Raw genomic sequence first — 16,907 nt, 5'->3', positions numbered from 1 at the left:
TTTAGAATAACAAAAAAGGCGCTTTAAGCGCCTTTTTTGTTTAGAGATAAACTTGATTAGAATTTATCATCAAATTCGTTATGTTGCGGTGCAGGGTGTTTAAAACCTTTAGTTTTATAACCAAGGTATAAAATACCGAACATTGCCCACCACAAACCATATTTCAATGCAGTTTCTTCAATTTCTAACCACATCGCAAAGATACTGATAAAGCCAAGCATTGGAATAACCACGAAGCTAAAAATATCTTTGGCTGTTTTTGTGCGGCCATCACGAAGTGCATAACGTGAAATCACAGATAAGTTCACGAAAGTAAAGGCTGTCAATGCACCAAAACTAATCATCGAAATGACAATATCAAGATTCATAAAGCCCGCAGTTAATGCAACCGCACCTACGATCATGATGTTGTACGATGGTGTGAAGTTTTTCGGACTAATATGACCAAAAATCTTTTTGTTAATGACGCCATCACGACCCATTACATACATCAGACGTGATACGCCAGCATGTGCAGAAATACCTGATGCCATTACTGTCACAATCGCAAAAGTTAACACATAGGATTGGAACAGTGAGCCGCCGACGAGCAAGAGTATCTCTGGCTGTGTTTCAGCAATATTCTTGAAATAGTTACCCGGCTCAGCAGGGAAGAACAGCTGCATGAAGTAGGTACTAATAATGAAGATAATCCCTGCGATTAAAGCAGTTAAGAAAATCGCTTTCGGCAGTGTTTTCTCAGTATCTTTGGTTTCTTCTGCCAATGAACTTAATGAGTCAAAACCAGTGAACGAGAAGCACAGTAATGTTGCACCTGTAATTAGCGCACCCACAGACGTCAGCTCATTCCAAAATGGCTCAAGGCTCCATAATTGATAGCGTTCTGCCGCAGAAATCGGGCCATCAGCATTGAAGCCCATTTGAAGCTTGCTGTAGACCATCCACGTGAAAATACCAATTACTAATAACTGCACAAGTACAATCAGGCTGTTGAAGTTAGCAACAAAACGCGCGCCGCGTAAGTTAATTCCAGTCATGAATGCCGTTAGCACAATGACCCATACCCAATGGTTTACTGTTGGAAATAGTGCTTCAAGGTAAATCACTGCAAGAATAATATTCACCATTGGAGATAATAGGTAGTCTAACCAAGAAGACCAACCCACCATGAAACCTACGTTCGGGTGAATAGATTTTTGGGCATAGGTATACGCAGAACCCGAAGAAGGGTAGCGACGGATCATATGACCATAACTAATCGAGGTAAACAGAATTGCAATAAGGGCAATAATGTAAGAAGTCGGCACGTGTCTATGACTTTCTTCAGATACTAAACCAAAAGTATCAAATAGAGTCATTGGTTGGATGTAAGCCAAACCAATAATAATAATGTGCCAGAGTCCAAGCGTTTTTTGCAGTTTAGCTGCCGATTGAGTCCCAGAGATATTTGTCAACGGCGTTATCCTCTTATCGTTGATCAAGGATCAGTCATATTCTAAGGATCGTTTGAGACGAACGATCCCCCCTACGTTTTAAAACAAAAGTGCGCCAATCTACTCCAAATTGGTACATTTTGTCAGTAACTTTGAAATTATTTTTAGCAGAAATTATGCCAGTTTGATTAAAAAATAACTGATATTGCGTTCTGCAAGTGAAAAGCCCGATGTTTAAAAAAACATCAGGCTTAATTTTTCGCTATATTCGCTTATTTTTCAGCAATTACCAAGCTTTTTTTAGAATAGTTTTGAGGTCTTCTAAGCTGGCTTCTTTAGGATTATAAATAATAGATCCATCATTCAGTGCTTTCTCTGCCACTTCATCTAATTGAGCTTCAGTCACTTTACCTGTTTCACTCAAAGTACGTGGTAATTTGGTCAAACTAAACAAGCGGTCACGCATGGCTAAAAGCGTTGAAATGGCTTTTTCAGCGCGGAGGTTGGCCGGTGTTTGTGCATAAATATCAGGACCAGCCAGTGGTAATAGCAATTCAGCAATCTTATCGCCATTCACTTCTTTGTTGTATTCCAACACATACGGCAAGAATAAATTCATGCATAATCCATGGGGGAGGTGAGCAACAGCACCTAAAGCATGACCCAATGAGTGGACTAATCCAACCATCGAATTCGAAAATGCAATTCCTGCCATTGTAGAAGCTTGTGCAAGTTCTAAGCGCCCATGTGCATCGCTGGTATTATCTAATACACCAAATAAGCTATTGCTAATTTTCTTGATTGCGGCAGTTGCATAGGCATCTGAAATCGGGTTCGCCGCCATGCACGTATAGGCTTCAATAGCATGCGTCATCGCATCCATCGCTGTCATAGCCGTAAGATGAGGTGGCAAAGTTTGCGTCATACGTGGGTCAAGAATTGCCGCATGTGGCATCAAATAATTCGATGCAAAGGCCATTTTGACATTCTTTTCAGGGGCAGAAACTACAGCGACCATAGTCACTTCTGAACCTGTCCCTGAGGTTGTTGGAATCACAAAAAAAGGTTTTAAAGGTTTTGGTAAGTTGTGCGCACCTGAGTATTTCAGTAAGTCATCACCACCTTCAGATACCAAGATGTTGGTTGCTTTAGAGGTATCAATAACTGAACCGCCACCGACGGCAATAATGGCATCACATTGGTTGTCGCGGTAAAGTTGAGCCGCTTTACGTACGGTTTCTAAACTTGAGTCTGGAGGAACATCATCAAAAATATAGCCAATCACCGTCTCGGTACTTTCAAATGCCGCTTCAATCGGTGCAAGTAATTGATTACTGCGAACGCCTTTGTCAGTAATGATCATGGGGCGTTTAGCACCCAAAGTAGACAGTTCGAATGGAATGTGTTCTAAAGCAGCATGGCCAGCAATCACTTTTACAGGACAGAAAAATTCGTAATATGGTTTAGCCATGTGTTATGCGCTCCGTTTGAAATAAGACTGGGCTACTTTTAAATAAATATTTGCAGCACCGCTCAGTTTTTCTTTTAGGCTTAAATGTGTTGGATATTCTTTGACAGCCAATTCAGCCACCAATTTAGGTAAAATTAACGCTTCCATTTTGTTGAGACAACGCACCAGTCGGATGGCATAAGACAAATCACCATCGGCGATCATGCGGTCATTGGCAAAGGCTTGTGCGGTACTTTCTTGAAATGAGAAGACCAAAAAGGCATGATTCAAATGCTTAAACGTAATGGTTAAGTCAGGCTTTTGAGTGCCGGGTGTGAGGAGTTTGAGTTGATGGTCTTCCGTGACTTGCGCGACAAATGCAGCACCATTAGGAAAAACATTCATAGATAAAATAAAATTAACTGGAAATTTAGCAACTTCTTGTTTAATTTCTTCATCGACCTGGCTCGCCATGACCAGACCTCTGCCAATCACATCCATCATGAGTTTGACATAGGCCTGCTGGAGCGCGGGTTTAACGGATTTAGTTGCAATCACGTGTACATCCCTTATCTATAATTATTAATTTAGAGCTTTTACTCTAAATTATTTTATTTGAGAAAGCAAAGTCTTTTATAGTTGTTTGACTGTTACGTCTTTAAAGTAACCACTGTTTTTCAAAGTATCAATGATATCGACGCATAAGTTTTCAAATTTAGGGTAATCTTGCACCAAATCTTGTATACGAACCATTTCTAATCCAGCATAGCCACATGGATTAATGGTATGAAAACCAAATAGATCACAATCGATATTCAGTGCCAAACCGTGATAACTGCGGCCTTTACGAATTTTAAAACCGAGAGAACCAATTTTGCGTTCTGCAACATAAACACCCGGTGCATCAGGCTTGGCATAAGCGTCGATGCCGTACTTTTTCAGCAGTTCGATCATCAAGTTTTCTGCATAGGAAACCAGCGTACGCACGTTCCAACCTAAGCGATTTAAGTCAAACATGAAATAAGCGACCAACTGACCCGGTCCATGCCAAGTGACTTGTCCACCACGGTCTGTTTGTACCACAGGGATGTTACTTTGCACCAAAATATGTTCAGGTTTGCCAGCTTGCCCCTGAGTTAATACATCGGGATGTTGCAATATCCACAGCTCATCGGGTGAGTATTCATCTCGCTGTTCAGTGAGAGTTTTCATCTCTAAAAAGCGGTCTGCATAAGGGGTAAGGTGGTTATATTGACGAATGATTAATTCGGGTTTTTGAACAGTTTCAGTCACGCGTGTTGCGTCCTTTATGGTCAAACATAGAGTTTTATTATAATGAATTGGCAGAATAATGGGGGCGTTGAACGGTTTGAGTTGTAATTTAATGCTCTATTTTCACATAAAAAAACACGCTCGAAAGCGTGTTTTTCAGTACTTACAGTGCTGTCTTAATTAATGGACAAGCTGCAAGGTCTGCATAAACTGCGTGAACTTGTTCAAGCTCTTCAAAACGAAGATTTGCTGTTACTGAATGGTATTTACCTGTACGAGATGGAGTCACAGTCATTTTACTGCCATCAAAATCAGGAAAATGTTTAACAAAAATTTCATTCACTGCAAGGCGAAGTTCTTCACCTGCATTACCAATCAATTTAATAGGGTAGTCCATAGGGAAGACCCAAAGATGCTCTTGCAATTCACGTGAAGGAGCGCGATTAGTCATATCAGTCATGGGACACCTCATTACTTAAAAATACCTGCAATGAGCAGGTATTTGGAATCATTTGCTACATGCTCATAATATGGGGCGGAAAACCCCATATTCAAGCCTGCATTGTCCTAGTTATAGGTTAATCATTCTCAAGGAATGAACGCAAATGCTCTGAACGTGATGGATGGCGAAGTTTACGTAATGCTTTCGCTTCAATCTGACGAATACGTTCACGTGTTACGTCAAACTGTTTGCCCACTTCTTCCAAGGTATGGTCGGTTGGCATATCGATACCAAAACGCATTTTCAAGACTTTCGCTTCACGTTCAGTCAAGTTTTCAAGAACTTCACGTGTTGCTTCTTTTAAGCCTTCTGACGTTGCAGCGTCAATAGGAGAGGTGATATTACCGTCTTCAATGAAGTCACCAAGATGCGAATCTTCATCATCACCAATTGGTGTTTCCATTGAAATTGGTTCTTTCGCGATTTTAAGCACTTTACGAACTTTCACTTCGTCCATTTCTAGACGTTCACCTAATTCTTCTGGTGTCGGTTCACGACCCATTTCTTGAAGAAGTTGGCGAGATACACGGTTGATCTTGTTAATGGTTTCGATCATGTGTACTGGAATACGAATAGTACGTGCTTGGTCAGCAATCGAACGCGTAATCGCCTGACGAATCCACCAAGTTGCATATGTAGAGAACTTATAACCACGACGATATTCGAATTTATCCACCGCTTTCATCAAGCCGATGTTACCTTCTTGGATCAAGTCGAGGAATTGCAAACCACGGTTGGTGTACTTTTTCGCAATCGAAATTACCAAACGTAAGTTAGCTTCAACCATTTCCTTTTTCGCACGGCGAGCTTTCGCTTCACCAATCGACATACGTTTAGAAATGTCTTTGATGCCTTTAACATCTAAACCAAGTTCTTTCTCGATGTCAGCGATTTTTTGTTGGAATGCCAGAACGTCAGGGCGGACTTTTTCAAGATAGCCTTTCATTTCTGCAGGTGCTTTAGCAATTTGTTCATCTAACCAAGCAAAGTTAGACTCTTGGCCTGGGAAAGACGTACGGAATTGAGTACGGTCCATACGACCACGACGTACTGCATAGCGCATAACTTCACGTTCAGAAGTACGGATTTGGTCATGGGTATTACGAATCAAATCAGAGATGATGTCGAATAAACGTGGTGTGAATTTGAACATCATGAACACAGTTGCAAGTGCTTCAAGTGCAGCAGCAGCTTCTTTACTGTTACGACCATGTTTTTCAATTGCAGCTTTAGTGACTAACCATGCTTGTTCAAGCTCGGTGAAACGTGCTTTAGCAATTTCAGGATCTGGACCAGATTCGCCTTCAGAATCATCATCACCTTCAGACTCTTCTTCTTCATCGTCATCATCAAGTTTGACATCTTTAGTTGGCTTGTTGGTTGACGCTTCATCTTCATCGATCTCAGAATCTTCTTCATCGATCACTTCTGGGATGGCTTCGTCAGATTCTGGATCTAAATAACCAGAAAGAATATCAGCTAAACGGCGTTCACCCGCTTCATAATCTTTATATTCTTGCAATACAACTTCGACTGCATTTGGCCAATAAGCAATAGAATGTAAAACGTCACGAATACCTTCTTCGATGCGTTTTGCAATGCTAATTTCGCCTTCACGTGTCAAAAGCTCAACTGTACCCATTTCGCGCATATACATACGCACAGGGTCAGTGGTACGACCGGGTTCATTTTCAACAGATGCAAGTACAGCAGCGGCTTCTTCTTCAGCAACTTCGTCAGTCGCTTCGCTGCCACCTTCAAACATTGTATCATCAGTTTCTGGTGCACGATCATGTACCGGAATACCCACGTCATTCAACATCTGAATGATGTCTTCAATCTGTTCACTTTCAGTGATTGAGTCCGGGAGATGATCGTTAACCTCGGCGAAAGTTAGGTAACCTTGCTCTTTGCCTCGGCTAATCAGAGCCGCTACTTGAGAAGTAGGGGAAGTCATATCGCTCATCTTTGCTTACTCTTCGTTGAATCTGTGGCAGTAAAAAACCGTGCATTTTAGCACGATCGTCTCATTAAATCTTGTTAATAGCTGGCTTATCCCATTAGGACGGTACAGCATCAAGCTGTCCAATGAGATATTAAAAATTTAAATTCAGTAATTTAGGTGGGGCTGAAATTGTTGTTTTCAAGTTCATCCCATGCATCGATTATTTTACGAGTCATCTTTGACTGTCATAAAAATGAAGGACGCAGGGTGGATTATATCATGCCACAGGTTTTGGTAAGAAAAAAAGACCTATTTTTAAAGTTTAGTTGTTAAAAAAACAAATAAAACTTGACAATATTTTATATCCCATATAAATAGCGGCTAGACCCCTTCAATTTTTTTCATTATGAGGTAGTTTTGGTGTCTTCTACAGATTTTGAACTAGATGATAACTACGGTGATGATGATGTGAATTTCGATGAGGCCAGTGCAAAAACTAGCGCGAAAGAATCGTTAGAAAAGCGCCGACTTATTGATGACCTTCTGGCTCAGCGCCGTCTTGAACGTGAGCTTAAAGATTTTGATTACGACATCGACGATGACGATGATTTTGATGACGAAGAAGACTAAATAGCGATTTAGCATAGCGCTTGAAAATGCTATGCTTACGCATTAAGTTTCTAACTCTGGATTTGAAATGAGTGCTTTAGATTTAGACCTTTTGAGTGACTATCTAGACGGCGATGACAACGAGCATGGTCTAGATTTTGCAGCGACTCATGGTTTTTTATGTGCAATTGCAGTAGGCCCAGCTTTTGATAAATGGCTAGACGAACTTTTTGATAACAATCAGAAAAAAGTACCTGCTGAAATTATTGCACAAGTAAAAGCATGGCTCGAATCGATTCGTCAGAATCTTGCCAATGAAGATGGTATTGAATTTCCATTTGAAATTGAAGAAGCCGATGTTGAATCAAGTCTTGGTGACTGGAGTGTTGGCTTCGTTGATGCCATGTTCCTAAACGAAGATGCATGGTTCACCGACGAGTTTGAAGAACAATTGGTAGATTTAACTTTGCCAATCATGGTATTCAGCGGCATTGATGAAGAAGATCCACAAATGGAATCTTTCCGTCGTAATGGTCAGTTGATGGATGAACTTGCAGAAGAAATCCCAACCAATTTGAACGAATTATATTTGATGTATCACACACCAAATTAATTTCGACGAAATTTTAAAAAAGCACCTTGGGGTGCTTTTTTTAGCGCTATACCTTTTCAATTCAAAGTTAGTCTAAGGGCTTAACTACGTTTGGCTTTTAAGAAGCTCTTTGCCATCCATCCAAAAGATAAAGCCAACATGAGATAATGGATGAATAAAGTAAAGCTGATAGCAAGCAGCCAGACCCAAGCGGGTAATTGCGTTAGCGCCATTTGAATAAAGGCTTGGGTTTCAGGGAAGATCAAGAGACAAATGACTGTAGCAACGACACTGATGAGAACCGACGCTAAAATACAGCTCCAAATCAAAGTTCGCTTTTCTAACTTATTTGGCACTCGCTGATGGTCTTTAACAAAGCTAGATGCTGCAGCAAAACCGCCCACGATGAGACAGGTAATGGATGAACCACCGGGTAAATCAAAGAAAGATTCGATGGCTGCGACAGCAACCATGGCGAGTGCATAAGCAATGCTAAATGTGATGATGTATTTTTTCATTATTTAATGTTCATGTTTTCATTATATAAAGTGCGAGTATAACTTACCTGAAGTGTCTTCACTGAATTTTAACTTTCATTGAAGTGGTGATGATTTAAATTTTAACGCAATACATTGAAAAAATTTATAATTTTTTAGCGCAGTAGTCTGCATACCAACCGTAGGCAATATGAAATATCGTGCCATGAATGGCGACCATGCAGAGCATAACTACAGCAGTTAGCCCAATGCCTGCATTATCCACAGACTTCATAATCCTTTCGGCATTGGGATTCATTAGCACCAAGAACAGCACAAAAAAGCTACCAATGATGATTGCAACGGCACTGGAGCCCCAAACCAGTTGAATCTTTTCATGGTTGCTAGGCACGCGTTGTTCTTTCTTTACAAAATGCCCAACGCTGATTAATGCACATGCCACCAATGTAGGAATTAATGTAATACCACCTAGATTTAATCCAAAAATTAATACGGTAATCAAAAGCACCAAGGCGATGCTATAAACAGCAGCAAAGTGTAGGAGATAGTGTTTCATTTAAGCCCCAAAAACAAAAAATTAACGAGGTCGACGTTGATGTCGACGGTACAAAATCCAAGCAATAATGATGACTGTGATCAGAATAATCACATGGCCAACTTTACTAAATATTTGCTGCATTAACTGCTGATTTTCACCTAAATAAAAACCCATACAAGCTAAAAAAGTGGTCCAAATAATCGTACCTAAACCACTATAAAACATAAACTTCCAAAATGGCATGCGGCTCATTCCAGCAGGAATACTAATGAGAGAACGCACAGCTGGAATCATTCGTCCGAAAAATACAATGCGGTGACCGTATTGCTCAAACCATGCTAGAGATTTTTTTACATCTGCCGACTTGATAAATAAATACTTTCCATAGCGATCGACGAAGTGAAAGATGGATTCATGCTTAAATTTATAACCAATCCAATATAGCAATGCAGCCGCCAGTAAAGAACCGACACAACCTGAAATAATGACACCAATGAGGAGTAGTTGACCTTGGGAGGCAGAATAGCCAGCCGAGGGCATAATGATTTCAGAGGGGATAGGGGGGAAGACATTGTCAAGAAACATGAGTAGGGCAATACCGAGATAACCCAATTGTTCCATGATTGAAATGATCCATTCAGTTAAAGTCATGGTAGCTAAGGCAGAGAAAAGGTGTATTTATCCTATGTTGAAAAGCGCAGTGGGTAAAGTTCCGTTTTAAATATTCCTGAAACCACCTAAGCAAAAACAACAAATATTGAGTTCATCTTGTATTAAGTAGCATGTAGGCTGAATTAGAAGGAAAATGTATCAATGCGTGATGGCATTAAGATATGCTGAATGATATAAGGCTGAATAATTGAAAGGCTTGGATCATAGTTTTTATAGTATTGAGTGTACGCTGTTCAGTTTGGATTTTATTTAGATTTCGGAGCTTTAGCAGCTTTAAAAATCGTTTTATATACTGAACAGCGTAGGACTAGGTTGCAATAAGTGACGTTGTAAGGTGCGTAAATTAATCATCATGTTCCATATTTAACAGTGTGTGAATATAGACTTGGCGTAAGCTTAGAGATAAAGCAAATGGAATCACACAAAGTCCAAGAATATTGAGCATAGTAGGTTGTAAGTGCAATGTATAAGCAATAAATACGGCAAAAATTGCACCAATGCATGTAGCAATACTGACTATCAAAATATGCGACTGTTGGTTAAGGAGGTGTTTTAATTCTGTTACACTTTCTTTTACGTGTGGAGCGGGTAAAGCAAGGCGCCTTGAGGTTGCAATTGGAGAGTTGATTAATTTTGGCATAATGCTTTCCTTTTCAATTATCTATAATGATTTTCTCGGATCAATTGATCAGAATAAGCATAAATGCGCGAACTGATTCTCGTAAATAACCAGATATAGTTATTTTGTCAAAAAAATTAAGTCACTGTTGAGAATGCGTAAAAAAAGCCCTAGAAATAGGGCTTTTATTTATATATCGTTACAACAAATTTTCCTTAGAGACGCTTACGTTTTGCTGCCACAATTTGTGATTGACGCATACGGAAGCCTGCTTTTTGCTGTTCAGTAGTTTTGTCGATACAGTATTTGCATGATACGCCGTGTTCGTAACTCGGAAGTTCAACTTCAGCAGGAGCCAGTGGCCAACCGCATGCGTGACATTTGATATTTTCGCCTTCTTCCATACCGTGAGTGACAGCAGTACGACCGTCAAATACGAAACATTCACCTTCCCACATGCTTTCTTCAACAGGGGTTTCTTCTAAATATTTTAAGATACCGCCTTTAAGGTGATAAACCTCATTAAAGCCTTCTTGAAGTAAAAGTGAGGTTGATTTTTCACAGCGAATACCGCCTGTACAGAACATGGCAATTTTCTTATCTTTATGCTGCTCAAGCTCTTTTTTCACGTATTCAGGGAATTCACGGAAAGTCTCAGTTTTCGGGTCAATCGCACCCTTAAATGTACCTGCTTTGTACTCATAGTCGTTACGTGTATCAATTAGGATTACGTCATCACGTGCAATTAGTTCATTCCATTCTTTAGGATCAAGATAGTGACCGACTAAATCACGTGGTTTCACTTCCACACCTAAAGTCACGATTTCTTTTTTCAGTTTGATCTTCATTTTACGGAATGGTTTATCCGTACTATGCGATTCTTTGTATTCCATCGCATTAAAGCCTTCATTGAGAAGGAATTGATGGATGATATCTACAGATTTACGGTCACCGGCAACAGTACCGTTAATACCTTCACCTGCCACAATTAGAGTACCGCAAAGGTTGATGGTTTTTACCAAGTCTAAAAGACGTTGTTGAAGATCGGCAGGATCTTGAACTTCTTTGAATTGATAAAGTGCGGCAACAACCCAACCAGAGGTCGCTTGCTGTTCTACAGGTGCAAGCTGTTCTACAGTAGCGTTCATGGAGTACTCCAAATGAATAAACAGGATAAAAATTAAGGCGCACATTCTACCGTGATTTGGATGAATAAGCGAGTAAAGCGATGGCTTTTAACCACACATTTGATCATAGCTTCATTTCAGTAGTTTTAGCGTGTATAGTCATGCCGAGTTGTTTTTATCCCATAAATATTGATTGAATGGAGCCGGTTTTGAGTACTGATCGTCGAATTGCCTCGTTAACCCCATGTGCAGGGCGTTGTTCTACGGTATTTGGTGATTCAGTCTGTCGTGGTTGCCGCCGCTTTAACCATGAAGTCATAAAATGGAATACCTATACAGCAGAGCAACACACGGCCATTTGGTGTCGTTTAGATGCACAATTAGATCAAATTTTAATACCGATGTTGCCGCAAGCAGATATCGTCCATGTCGAAGGTTTTGTTTTGTCTAAGCGAGTTCGCTTACGTCCAGATGCAAGCAAAGGCCGCAAACTGTATCACGCACTCAAGCTCTGCGAAAAAAACCGTCATTTCACAGATGAAAGTGGACTCGGGATACATTACAAACAGGTGCGACCGTTGTGGGATGAATTTGAGCGTCGTGTTTTAGCACTCGCCACAGCCAGCTATGATTTGGCATTTTTAAGAGCAGATGCCATTCGCTTGCATTTATTGCAAAACATGGATGAAGAGGACTAAGTCCTCTTTTTTTATTTATGAAATTTATCGTGATGTAAAAAAAAATAAGTGAAGGAATCTCAGCGTGAATTATTCGGAGTACTTTTTATATTGTGTGGCAGTCATCGTAATGATTGCAACACCTGGACCTGTCATGCTGTTGGTCGCAAGTTCAGGTTTACAAGGCGGATATAAAAAGGCATTTCAAACCATTGTCGGGACAAATTTTGCGTCACTGATTTTGATTGTGCTGTCAGTGTGTATTTTAAAAGGCATTTTAAATGTTAATGCGCATTGGCTTGATGGCATCAAAATACTGGGTTGTTTATATATTGCTTATATTGGATTTGATATTTTAAAAGAAGTAACTATACAGCCTACTGCACAATCTCTGCGGTTAAAAGCAGCACAAGGGGGTTTTAAGCAAGGACTAATTGTGGGGATTTCAAATCCTAAGGATATTATTTTCTTCGCGTCATTTTTTCCGCAGTTTGTAGGAATTACCCCTTATCTTAATCTGAGTTTAATTGTGTTGACCCTGAGTTGGATTGTTTTAGATTTCGCGACCTTGTCTTTGGTGTATTTGTCTTTTCATCGATTGTCGAAATCACGCTGGTATAAAAAATTGTTGGCATTGTGTGGGCTGATTTTAGTGGTTGTTGCCATCTATGGCATCTATAGCACATTCACGGCTTAATTCTTAACTTGAAACGTCTATTAAAAAAATAAAAAGGCTGATTCAATCAGCCTTTTTTATGAACGTGTAGAGCTTTAATTAATTCGCACTAGAGATTGTGCTGTAAACGATATTGCACAATTTCTTCAATGGTGAGTACAGTCAAATGATGGGTTTGTGCATACGCTAAAACTTGTACGCCATTCGCCATTGTGCCGTCTGGGTTGGTTAATTCACACAAAACACCTGCAGGTTTTAAACCGGCCAGACGTGCCAAATCAATAGTCCCTTCAGTATGTCCACGACGGGTCAATACGCCGCCTTCACGCGCACGTAAAGGAAAAACATGACCCGGACGGTTTAAGTCACTAGCAACAGCACCATCTCTAATTGCGGCTTTGACTGTAGTTGTTCGGTCTTTTGCTGAAACGCCAGTAGTAACGCCTTTTGCAGCTTCAATGGTTACGGTAAAGGCAGTTTTAAAATGGCTAGAGTTATCAGATACCATGGGTGGAAGTTCTAAGTGATTGGCCTGAGCATCGGTTAAACACAAACAAACAATCCCTGAACCGTCACGAATCATACGTGCCATGGTTTCTACAGTCAGTGTTTCTGCTGCAACAATCAGGTCGGCTTCATTTTCACGGTCAAAATCGTCCATGACTAAAACAGGCTTGCCTTGACGAATGTCTTCTAAGGCTTGCAGCATGCGCTGTTCTGCAGGTGGAAGGGCAGAAAAGAAAATTTCGGGTTGAATTAAACTAGACATTGAAACGCTCGCGTAAATTTTAGATACGGTTGAACATTTCAGGACATGTGAAATAGTGGCGTTACGATATATATTGAAAATGATCAATGATATAGAGATGTGACGTCGTCTTCTTTCATCCGGACTATACCGTCGGCTCAGGTATTGCACCTGATCTGCGAATCGCGTTTAAACGATTGGCTCGTGGGCTTTTTGCAGGGCTTTCAACCCAGCAAATTTACCACCGGTGGGGAATTTCACCCCGCCCTGAAGCGATGTGTCTTGAGTATAGACCTGTTTGAGTGATGATGGGGGATTATTGCTTAGAATCATTTGCAAAATTTTAGATAAGTAATGTTATAAGATTGGATTTGTAAGCATTTATATAAAGTGTGTCAAAGCATGCTATCGTGCCGATAAATCAACCATGATTGCATAATGATAAAAAATGACGCTTCCTCAGCATTCTCAGCAGCAGAATATAAAGCTGCATCGTTCACATTTAGATCAAGAGTTTTCAACAGATCTGTTCCAAGATGTACAGGTCATTCGGTATCTGCAAGTGATCGGTGTTGCACTGATAGCTGCCAGTTTCGTGTATTTGATCGCGGCAAACTGGTTGATGTTGCCAAAATTCATCCAATTGGCAATTCCAATGTTGCTGTTGCTGCTGAGTGCTGTGACGAGTGTATATTTTGCAAGTCGTGTTTGGATTCAGCAAAGTTTAGATACTTTAAGCGGTTTGTTGCTTGGATTGAGTTTGGCTGTGATTGGGCAGGTCTATCAAACAGGTGCAGACAGTTATCTGTTGTTTTTGGTGTGGGCTTTGCTGTTTTTACCTTGGTTATATCGACCGAATATCGGAGTCTTTACGCTACTGTGTTTGATCAGTCAATTGGCATTATTTTTATATTTTAAACAAAGCTATTTAATCGTTGATTATTCATGGTGGTATTTACTCTGCATGAATATATTGACGGTAATATGTGTGACGTTTTGTTTGAAATATTATGCTGCGCTGCGCTTTGTATTTATAGCATTCATTACACTAATGTCGATGTATTGCATGTTTTTATACTGTGGAAATGGGGTAGATCAGTATCAATGGCAATATTTAATTTTTGCATTGTTGCTTCCAATTTATCTGATTATCTATTTTTATCGACAACAGCGTGCATTAGAAACCAGTTTACAAGCCGCGGGTCTTGCCGCGAGTTTCAGTATTTTGATTTTCCAATGGGCAGAACATATTTTATCAGATTCGATTGCAGGATTGCTGGTTTTTGCTTTGCTGATATTTGCTTGGTTTGCGGTGATCAGTTGGGCACTGATTAAATTTCTGCCACAGACTAAATTTGCGGTTATTCCTTTAGCGATTGGGGCATGGTTGGCAGGCATTATTTTATCGAGCTTATTGCTGACCTATTGGAAGGCGTTTTCGATCGTCATGGGCTTAGTTTTTGTAGCTGTGGCTTGGTGGTTGATTCGACGAGCTAAAAGTATCTTTAGTCGCCAATTTGCTTACTGCTTATGGGTATGTGGCCAATCTGCGGTCTTCATTCATACAGAGAGCTTAACCAATAGCATTTCGTTTATTTTAGTGTTGCAAATTGGCGTTATATTGCTCTGTTTGTTTAGTCGAATGCACTGGTTTATTGTTTTTATTCAACTCATTGCAGGATACGGCCTTGCAGTGGCCACACTATTTGATGCCGATCTTTTTATGAGCGATGAACATGTCATCTTAGCTGTGACTGGATTGAATTATATTCTACTGATTTTCTTGCTCGGGAGTGCAACAGCTTGGTTGCACTCGATGTATCGAAAAAGCATTGTGTTATGGATGTTATGCATCGTATTGGTGGGTGTGGTGTTGCAGACGTTGTCAAATAACATTCTACAGTTTGAACAGACCCAAAATGGTGTTCTTGACCTGTTTGTCGGTTACCTGCTGCCTGTGGTTTGGCTTGGCCTTTACATCGCAAATCAGCAAAAACAGGTGGGGAGCGAAAAATGGCCGTTACTGCTATTGGGCCTTGTGCTGATTGCGATGGGCTATTTTGGAATTTTCTTGTTATTGGTTTTATTGGCATGGGCGCAGGTCTATCAGCAATCTTTGGTTAAAGCCCTGAGCATCGTGTTGATCATTTTTAGCTTATGGATGCTGTATTACAATTTGGGTCTGAGTTTTTTATTGAAAAGTTTAACGATTTTGATCTCTGGCCTTTTGCTGCTTGGCATTACCAAGATGTTATCTGCGATACAGCTTAAACAAGGGGGAGATGTGTGATGAACATACTCAATAAAAAAATGCTTCCTATTGGTTTGGCTGTACTCAGTATTCTTTTATTTGTGCTGATGATTGCACGTCATGAATGGCATTTAGCAAATAGTCAGAGTATTTATGTAAAGCTGCAACCTGTCGATCCGCGCTCTTTGATTCAAGGGGATTATATGGCCTTGAATTATCAGCTCTATTTTGGTGGTCAGCCTTCTGAAGAGCAATCTGCCAATGGGCAAGCTGCCAAAGCGAACAAAGAAGAAAATGTACACCGTGACTATTTTGTCGATAAAAACAGTATTGTGAGTTATGCGCAGCTTGATGCACAGCGTAGAGTGATTCGAACCAGTTTCAACCCAGAGTTATTAGCGCAGTATTCAGGTTCATCCACAAAACTGGTGCTCAAAAATCCTGACAATAGATTTGAGGGTTTATATCCCGCTGCGAGCAGCTTTTTATTTGCTGAAGGCTTGGAACCGTGCTATCGCGATGCGCAATATGCAGAGCTAAAGGTGCAAGAAAATGGTCAGCCTTTGTTGGTGGGGTTGGTCGGAGAGCATTTACAGCCCTTTGAGTGTAAACAAAAGCAAGCATGGTGGAAGGGCTCGAGAGCAGGGTAGAAAAATTGAGCTGTGGAGTTGTATGTAGTGATATGTGTCTAATACTGATTTTTCGTAGTCAATAATGCATAGTTCAGCCATAAAAAAGCCCGCAAAGTTGCGGGCTTTTCAGAATCTCTAAATGCTTGAATTAAGCAACTTGAACTGGAATACAGTTCGCTGTGTGGTTCACAGTGTTGTTTGGGTTCGCATAAACTAGGCGTGGCTTATGTGCATTTGCTTCAGCTTCTGTGAAATCACCAAAAGTTGCGATAATCAACAAGTCTCCAATATCTGCTTGGTGAGCAGCACCGCCATTTACAGAGATAATGCCAGAACCTTCTTCACCACGAATGGCATAAGTGGTAAAACGCTTACCATTAGTCACGTTCCACATATGAATTTCTTCATATTCACGGATTCCGGCTAAATCTAGAAGAATACCGTCAATTGCACAAGAACCTTCATAATGTAATTCTGCTTGTGTAACGACGCAACGGTGGATTTTAGCTTTTAATAAACGAGATAGCATGGCTAGCGTCTCCTTGGTAGACCTAAGATCGTATCTTATGGTGGAACAATCTCTTGAATGCTGGGTGAGCAGTCAAATGCAAGCGCATTTTGCTCTGAAATTATTCAGATGGCAATAAGTATTGTTCAACAATTTGTG

General features: G+C 40.4%; 19 protein-coding genes and 1 riboswitch. Of the genes, 6 read left to right on the top strand and 13 right to left on the bottom strand.

What is annotated here, in order from left to right; translation table 11 throughout:
* Positions 1-56: 56 nt before the first annotated feature.
* The 6 genes from FTU22_RS07765 to rpoD all read right to left on the bottom strand — a co-directional run bounded on the left by FTU22_RS07765 (position 57) and on the right by rpoD (position 6,623).
* Positions 57-1,454: an APC family permease gene (locus FTU22_RS07765; protein ID WP_111885298.1), complete on the bottom strand. Its 1,398-nt coding sequence runs from the start codon at positions 1,452-1,454 to the stop codon at positions 57-59.
* Positions 1,455-1,719: 265 nt separating this feature from the next.
* A complete protein-coding gene (locus FTU22_RS07760; RefSeq protein WP_180093767.1) occupies positions 1,720-2,904 on the bottom strand; it encodes an iron-containing alcohol dehydrogenase in 1,185 nt (394 codons plus the stop codon).
* A 3-nt stretch (positions 2,905-2,907) separates the two neighbouring features.
* Positions 2,908-3,441, bottom strand: coding sequence for a hypothetical protein (locus FTU22_RS07755; protein WP_180093765.1), 534 nt, complete (start codon positions 3,439-3,441; stop codon positions 2,908-2,910).
* 75 nt (positions 3,442-3,516) lie between these two features.
* Positions 3,517-4,176 (bottom strand): lipoyl(octanoyl) transferase LipB, encoded by a 660-nt coding sequence (gene lipB, locus FTU22_RS07750; RefSeq protein WP_180023222.1) that lies wholly within the window; start codon positions 4,174-4,176, stop codon positions 3,517-3,519.
* A gap of 142 nt (positions 4,177-4,318) precedes the next feature.
* Positions 4,319-4,606: a YbeD family protein gene (locus tag FTU22_RS07745; RefSeq protein WP_180093866.1), complete on the bottom strand. Its 288-nt coding sequence runs from the start codon at positions 4,604-4,606 to the stop codon at positions 4,319-4,321.
* A 127-nt stretch (positions 4,607-4,733) separates the two neighbouring features.
* The gene (gene rpoD / locus FTU22_RS07740) at positions 4,734-6,623 is read right to left on the bottom strand and encodes an RNA polymerase sigma factor RpoD (protein WP_180093763.1); all 1,890 of its coding nucleotides are present in this window, start codon (positions 6,621-6,623) and stop codon (positions 4,734-4,736) included.
* Between the two features lie 399 nt (positions 6,624-7,022).
* Between rpoD and FTU22_RS07735 the strand changes: the two genes are divergently transcribed.
* Both FTU22_RS07735 and FTU22_RS07730 read left to right on the top strand, forming a co-directional pair.
* A complete protein-coding gene (locus FTU22_RS07735; protein WP_078191373.1) occupies positions 7,023-7,232 on the top strand; it encodes a PA3496 family putative envelope integrity protein in 210 nt (69 codons plus the stop codon).
* Positions 7,233-7,299: 67 nt separating this feature from the next.
* On the top strand, positions 7,300-7,824 hold the full coding sequence (locus FTU22_RS07730) for a YecA family protein (protein WP_078191372.1): 525 nt from the start codon (positions 7,300-7,302) through the stop codon (positions 7,822-7,824).
* 80 nt (positions 7,825-7,904) lie between these two features.
* On the opposite strand, the gene FTU22_RS07725 is transcribed toward FTU22_RS07730, so the two are convergent.
* From FTU22_RS07725 to FTU22_RS07705, 5 genes are all read right to left on the bottom strand, one after another.
* Entirely contained in the window at positions 7,905-8,321 is a 417-nt protein-coding gene (locus tag FTU22_RS07725; protein ID WP_078192190.1) for an ABZJ_00895 family protein, read from the bottom strand.
* 124 nt (positions 8,322-8,445) lie between these two features.
* Positions 8,446-8,856: an ABZJ_00895 family protein gene (locus FTU22_RS07720; protein WP_180093761.1), complete on the bottom strand. Its 411-nt coding sequence runs from the start codon at positions 8,854-8,856 to the stop codon at positions 8,446-8,448.
* Between the two features lie 21 nt (positions 8,857-8,877).
* Positions 8,878-9,489 (bottom strand): DedA family protein, encoded by a 612-nt coding sequence (locus tag FTU22_RS07715; RefSeq protein WP_111885305.1) that lies wholly within the window; start codon positions 9,487-9,489, stop codon positions 8,878-8,880.
* A gap of 364 nt (positions 9,490-9,853) precedes the next feature.
* The gene (locus FTU22_RS07710) at positions 9,854-10,150 is read right to left on the bottom strand and encodes a hypothetical protein (RefSeq protein ID WP_180093759.1); all 297 of its coding nucleotides are present in this window, start codon (positions 10,148-10,150) and stop codon (positions 9,854-9,856) included.
* A gap of 194 nt (positions 10,151-10,344) precedes the next feature.
* Positions 10,345-11,277 carry a rhodanese-related sulfurtransferase gene (locus FTU22_RS07705; RefSeq protein WP_180093757.1) on the bottom strand — a complete coding sequence of 311 codons (933 nt, stop codon included), beginning with the start codon at positions 11,275-11,277 and terminating at the stop codon, positions 10,345-10,347.
* A 188-nt stretch (positions 11,278-11,465) separates the two neighbouring features.
* Here FTU22_RS07705 and FTU22_RS07700 point away from each other — a divergent pair, with 188 nt between their 5' ends.
* Both FTU22_RS07700 and FTU22_RS07695 read left to right on the top strand, forming a co-directional pair.
* Positions 11,466-11,954, top strand: a complete 489-nt coding sequence (locus FTU22_RS07700) for a DUF1289 domain-containing protein (protein ID WP_111885315.1) — start codon at positions 11,466-11,468, stop codon at positions 11,952-11,954.
* A gap of 64 nt (positions 11,955-12,018) precedes the next feature.
* Entirely contained in the window at positions 12,019-12,630 is a 612-nt protein-coding gene (locus tag FTU22_RS07695) for a LysE family translocator (RefSeq protein ID WP_180093755.1), read from the top strand.
* An 88-nt stretch (positions 12,631-12,718) separates the two neighbouring features.
* On the opposite strand, the gene ribB is transcribed toward FTU22_RS07695, so the two are convergent.
* Entirely contained in the window at positions 12,719-13,378 is a 660-nt protein-coding gene (gene ribB / locus FTU22_RS07690) for a 3,4-dihydroxy-2-butanone-4-phosphate synthase (RefSeq protein WP_180093753.1), read from the bottom strand.
* A 103-nt stretch (positions 13,379-13,481) separates the two neighbouring features.
* Positions 13,482-13,635: riboswitch (FMN riboswitch) on the bottom strand.
* A 170-nt stretch (positions 13,636-13,805) separates the two neighbouring features.
* Here ribB and FTU22_RS07685 point away from each other — a divergent pair.
* Entirely contained in the window at positions 13,806-15,647 is a 1,842-nt protein-coding gene (locus FTU22_RS07685) for a DUF2157 domain-containing protein (RefSeq protein ID WP_180093751.1), read from the top strand.
* Positions 15,647-16,258 (top strand): GDYXXLXY domain-containing protein, encoded by a 612-nt coding sequence (locus tag FTU22_RS07680; RefSeq protein WP_180093749.1) that lies wholly within the window; start codon positions 15,647-15,649, stop codon positions 16,256-16,258. The genes FTU22_RS07685 and FTU22_RS07680 overlap by 1 nt, the downstream gene beginning before the upstream one ends.
* A gap of 130 nt (positions 16,259-16,388) precedes the next feature.
* Here FTU22_RS07680 and panD read toward each other — a convergent pair whose 3' ends face one another.
* Positions 16,389-16,769, bottom strand: coding sequence for an aspartate 1-decarboxylase (gene panD, locus FTU22_RS07675; RefSeq protein ID WP_078191363.1), 381 nt, complete (start codon positions 16,767-16,769; stop codon positions 16,389-16,391).
* Between the last annotated feature and the right edge of the window lie 138 nt (positions 16,770-16,907).

The organism is Acinetobacter sp. YH12076, from assembly GCF_013419525.1.
GTDB classification, from domain to species: domain Bacteria; phylum Pseudomonadota; class Gammaproteobacteria; order Pseudomonadales; family Moraxellaceae; genus Acinetobacter; species Acinetobacter amyesii.
This window is presented reverse-complemented; position numbering and strand designations above follow the sequence as displayed.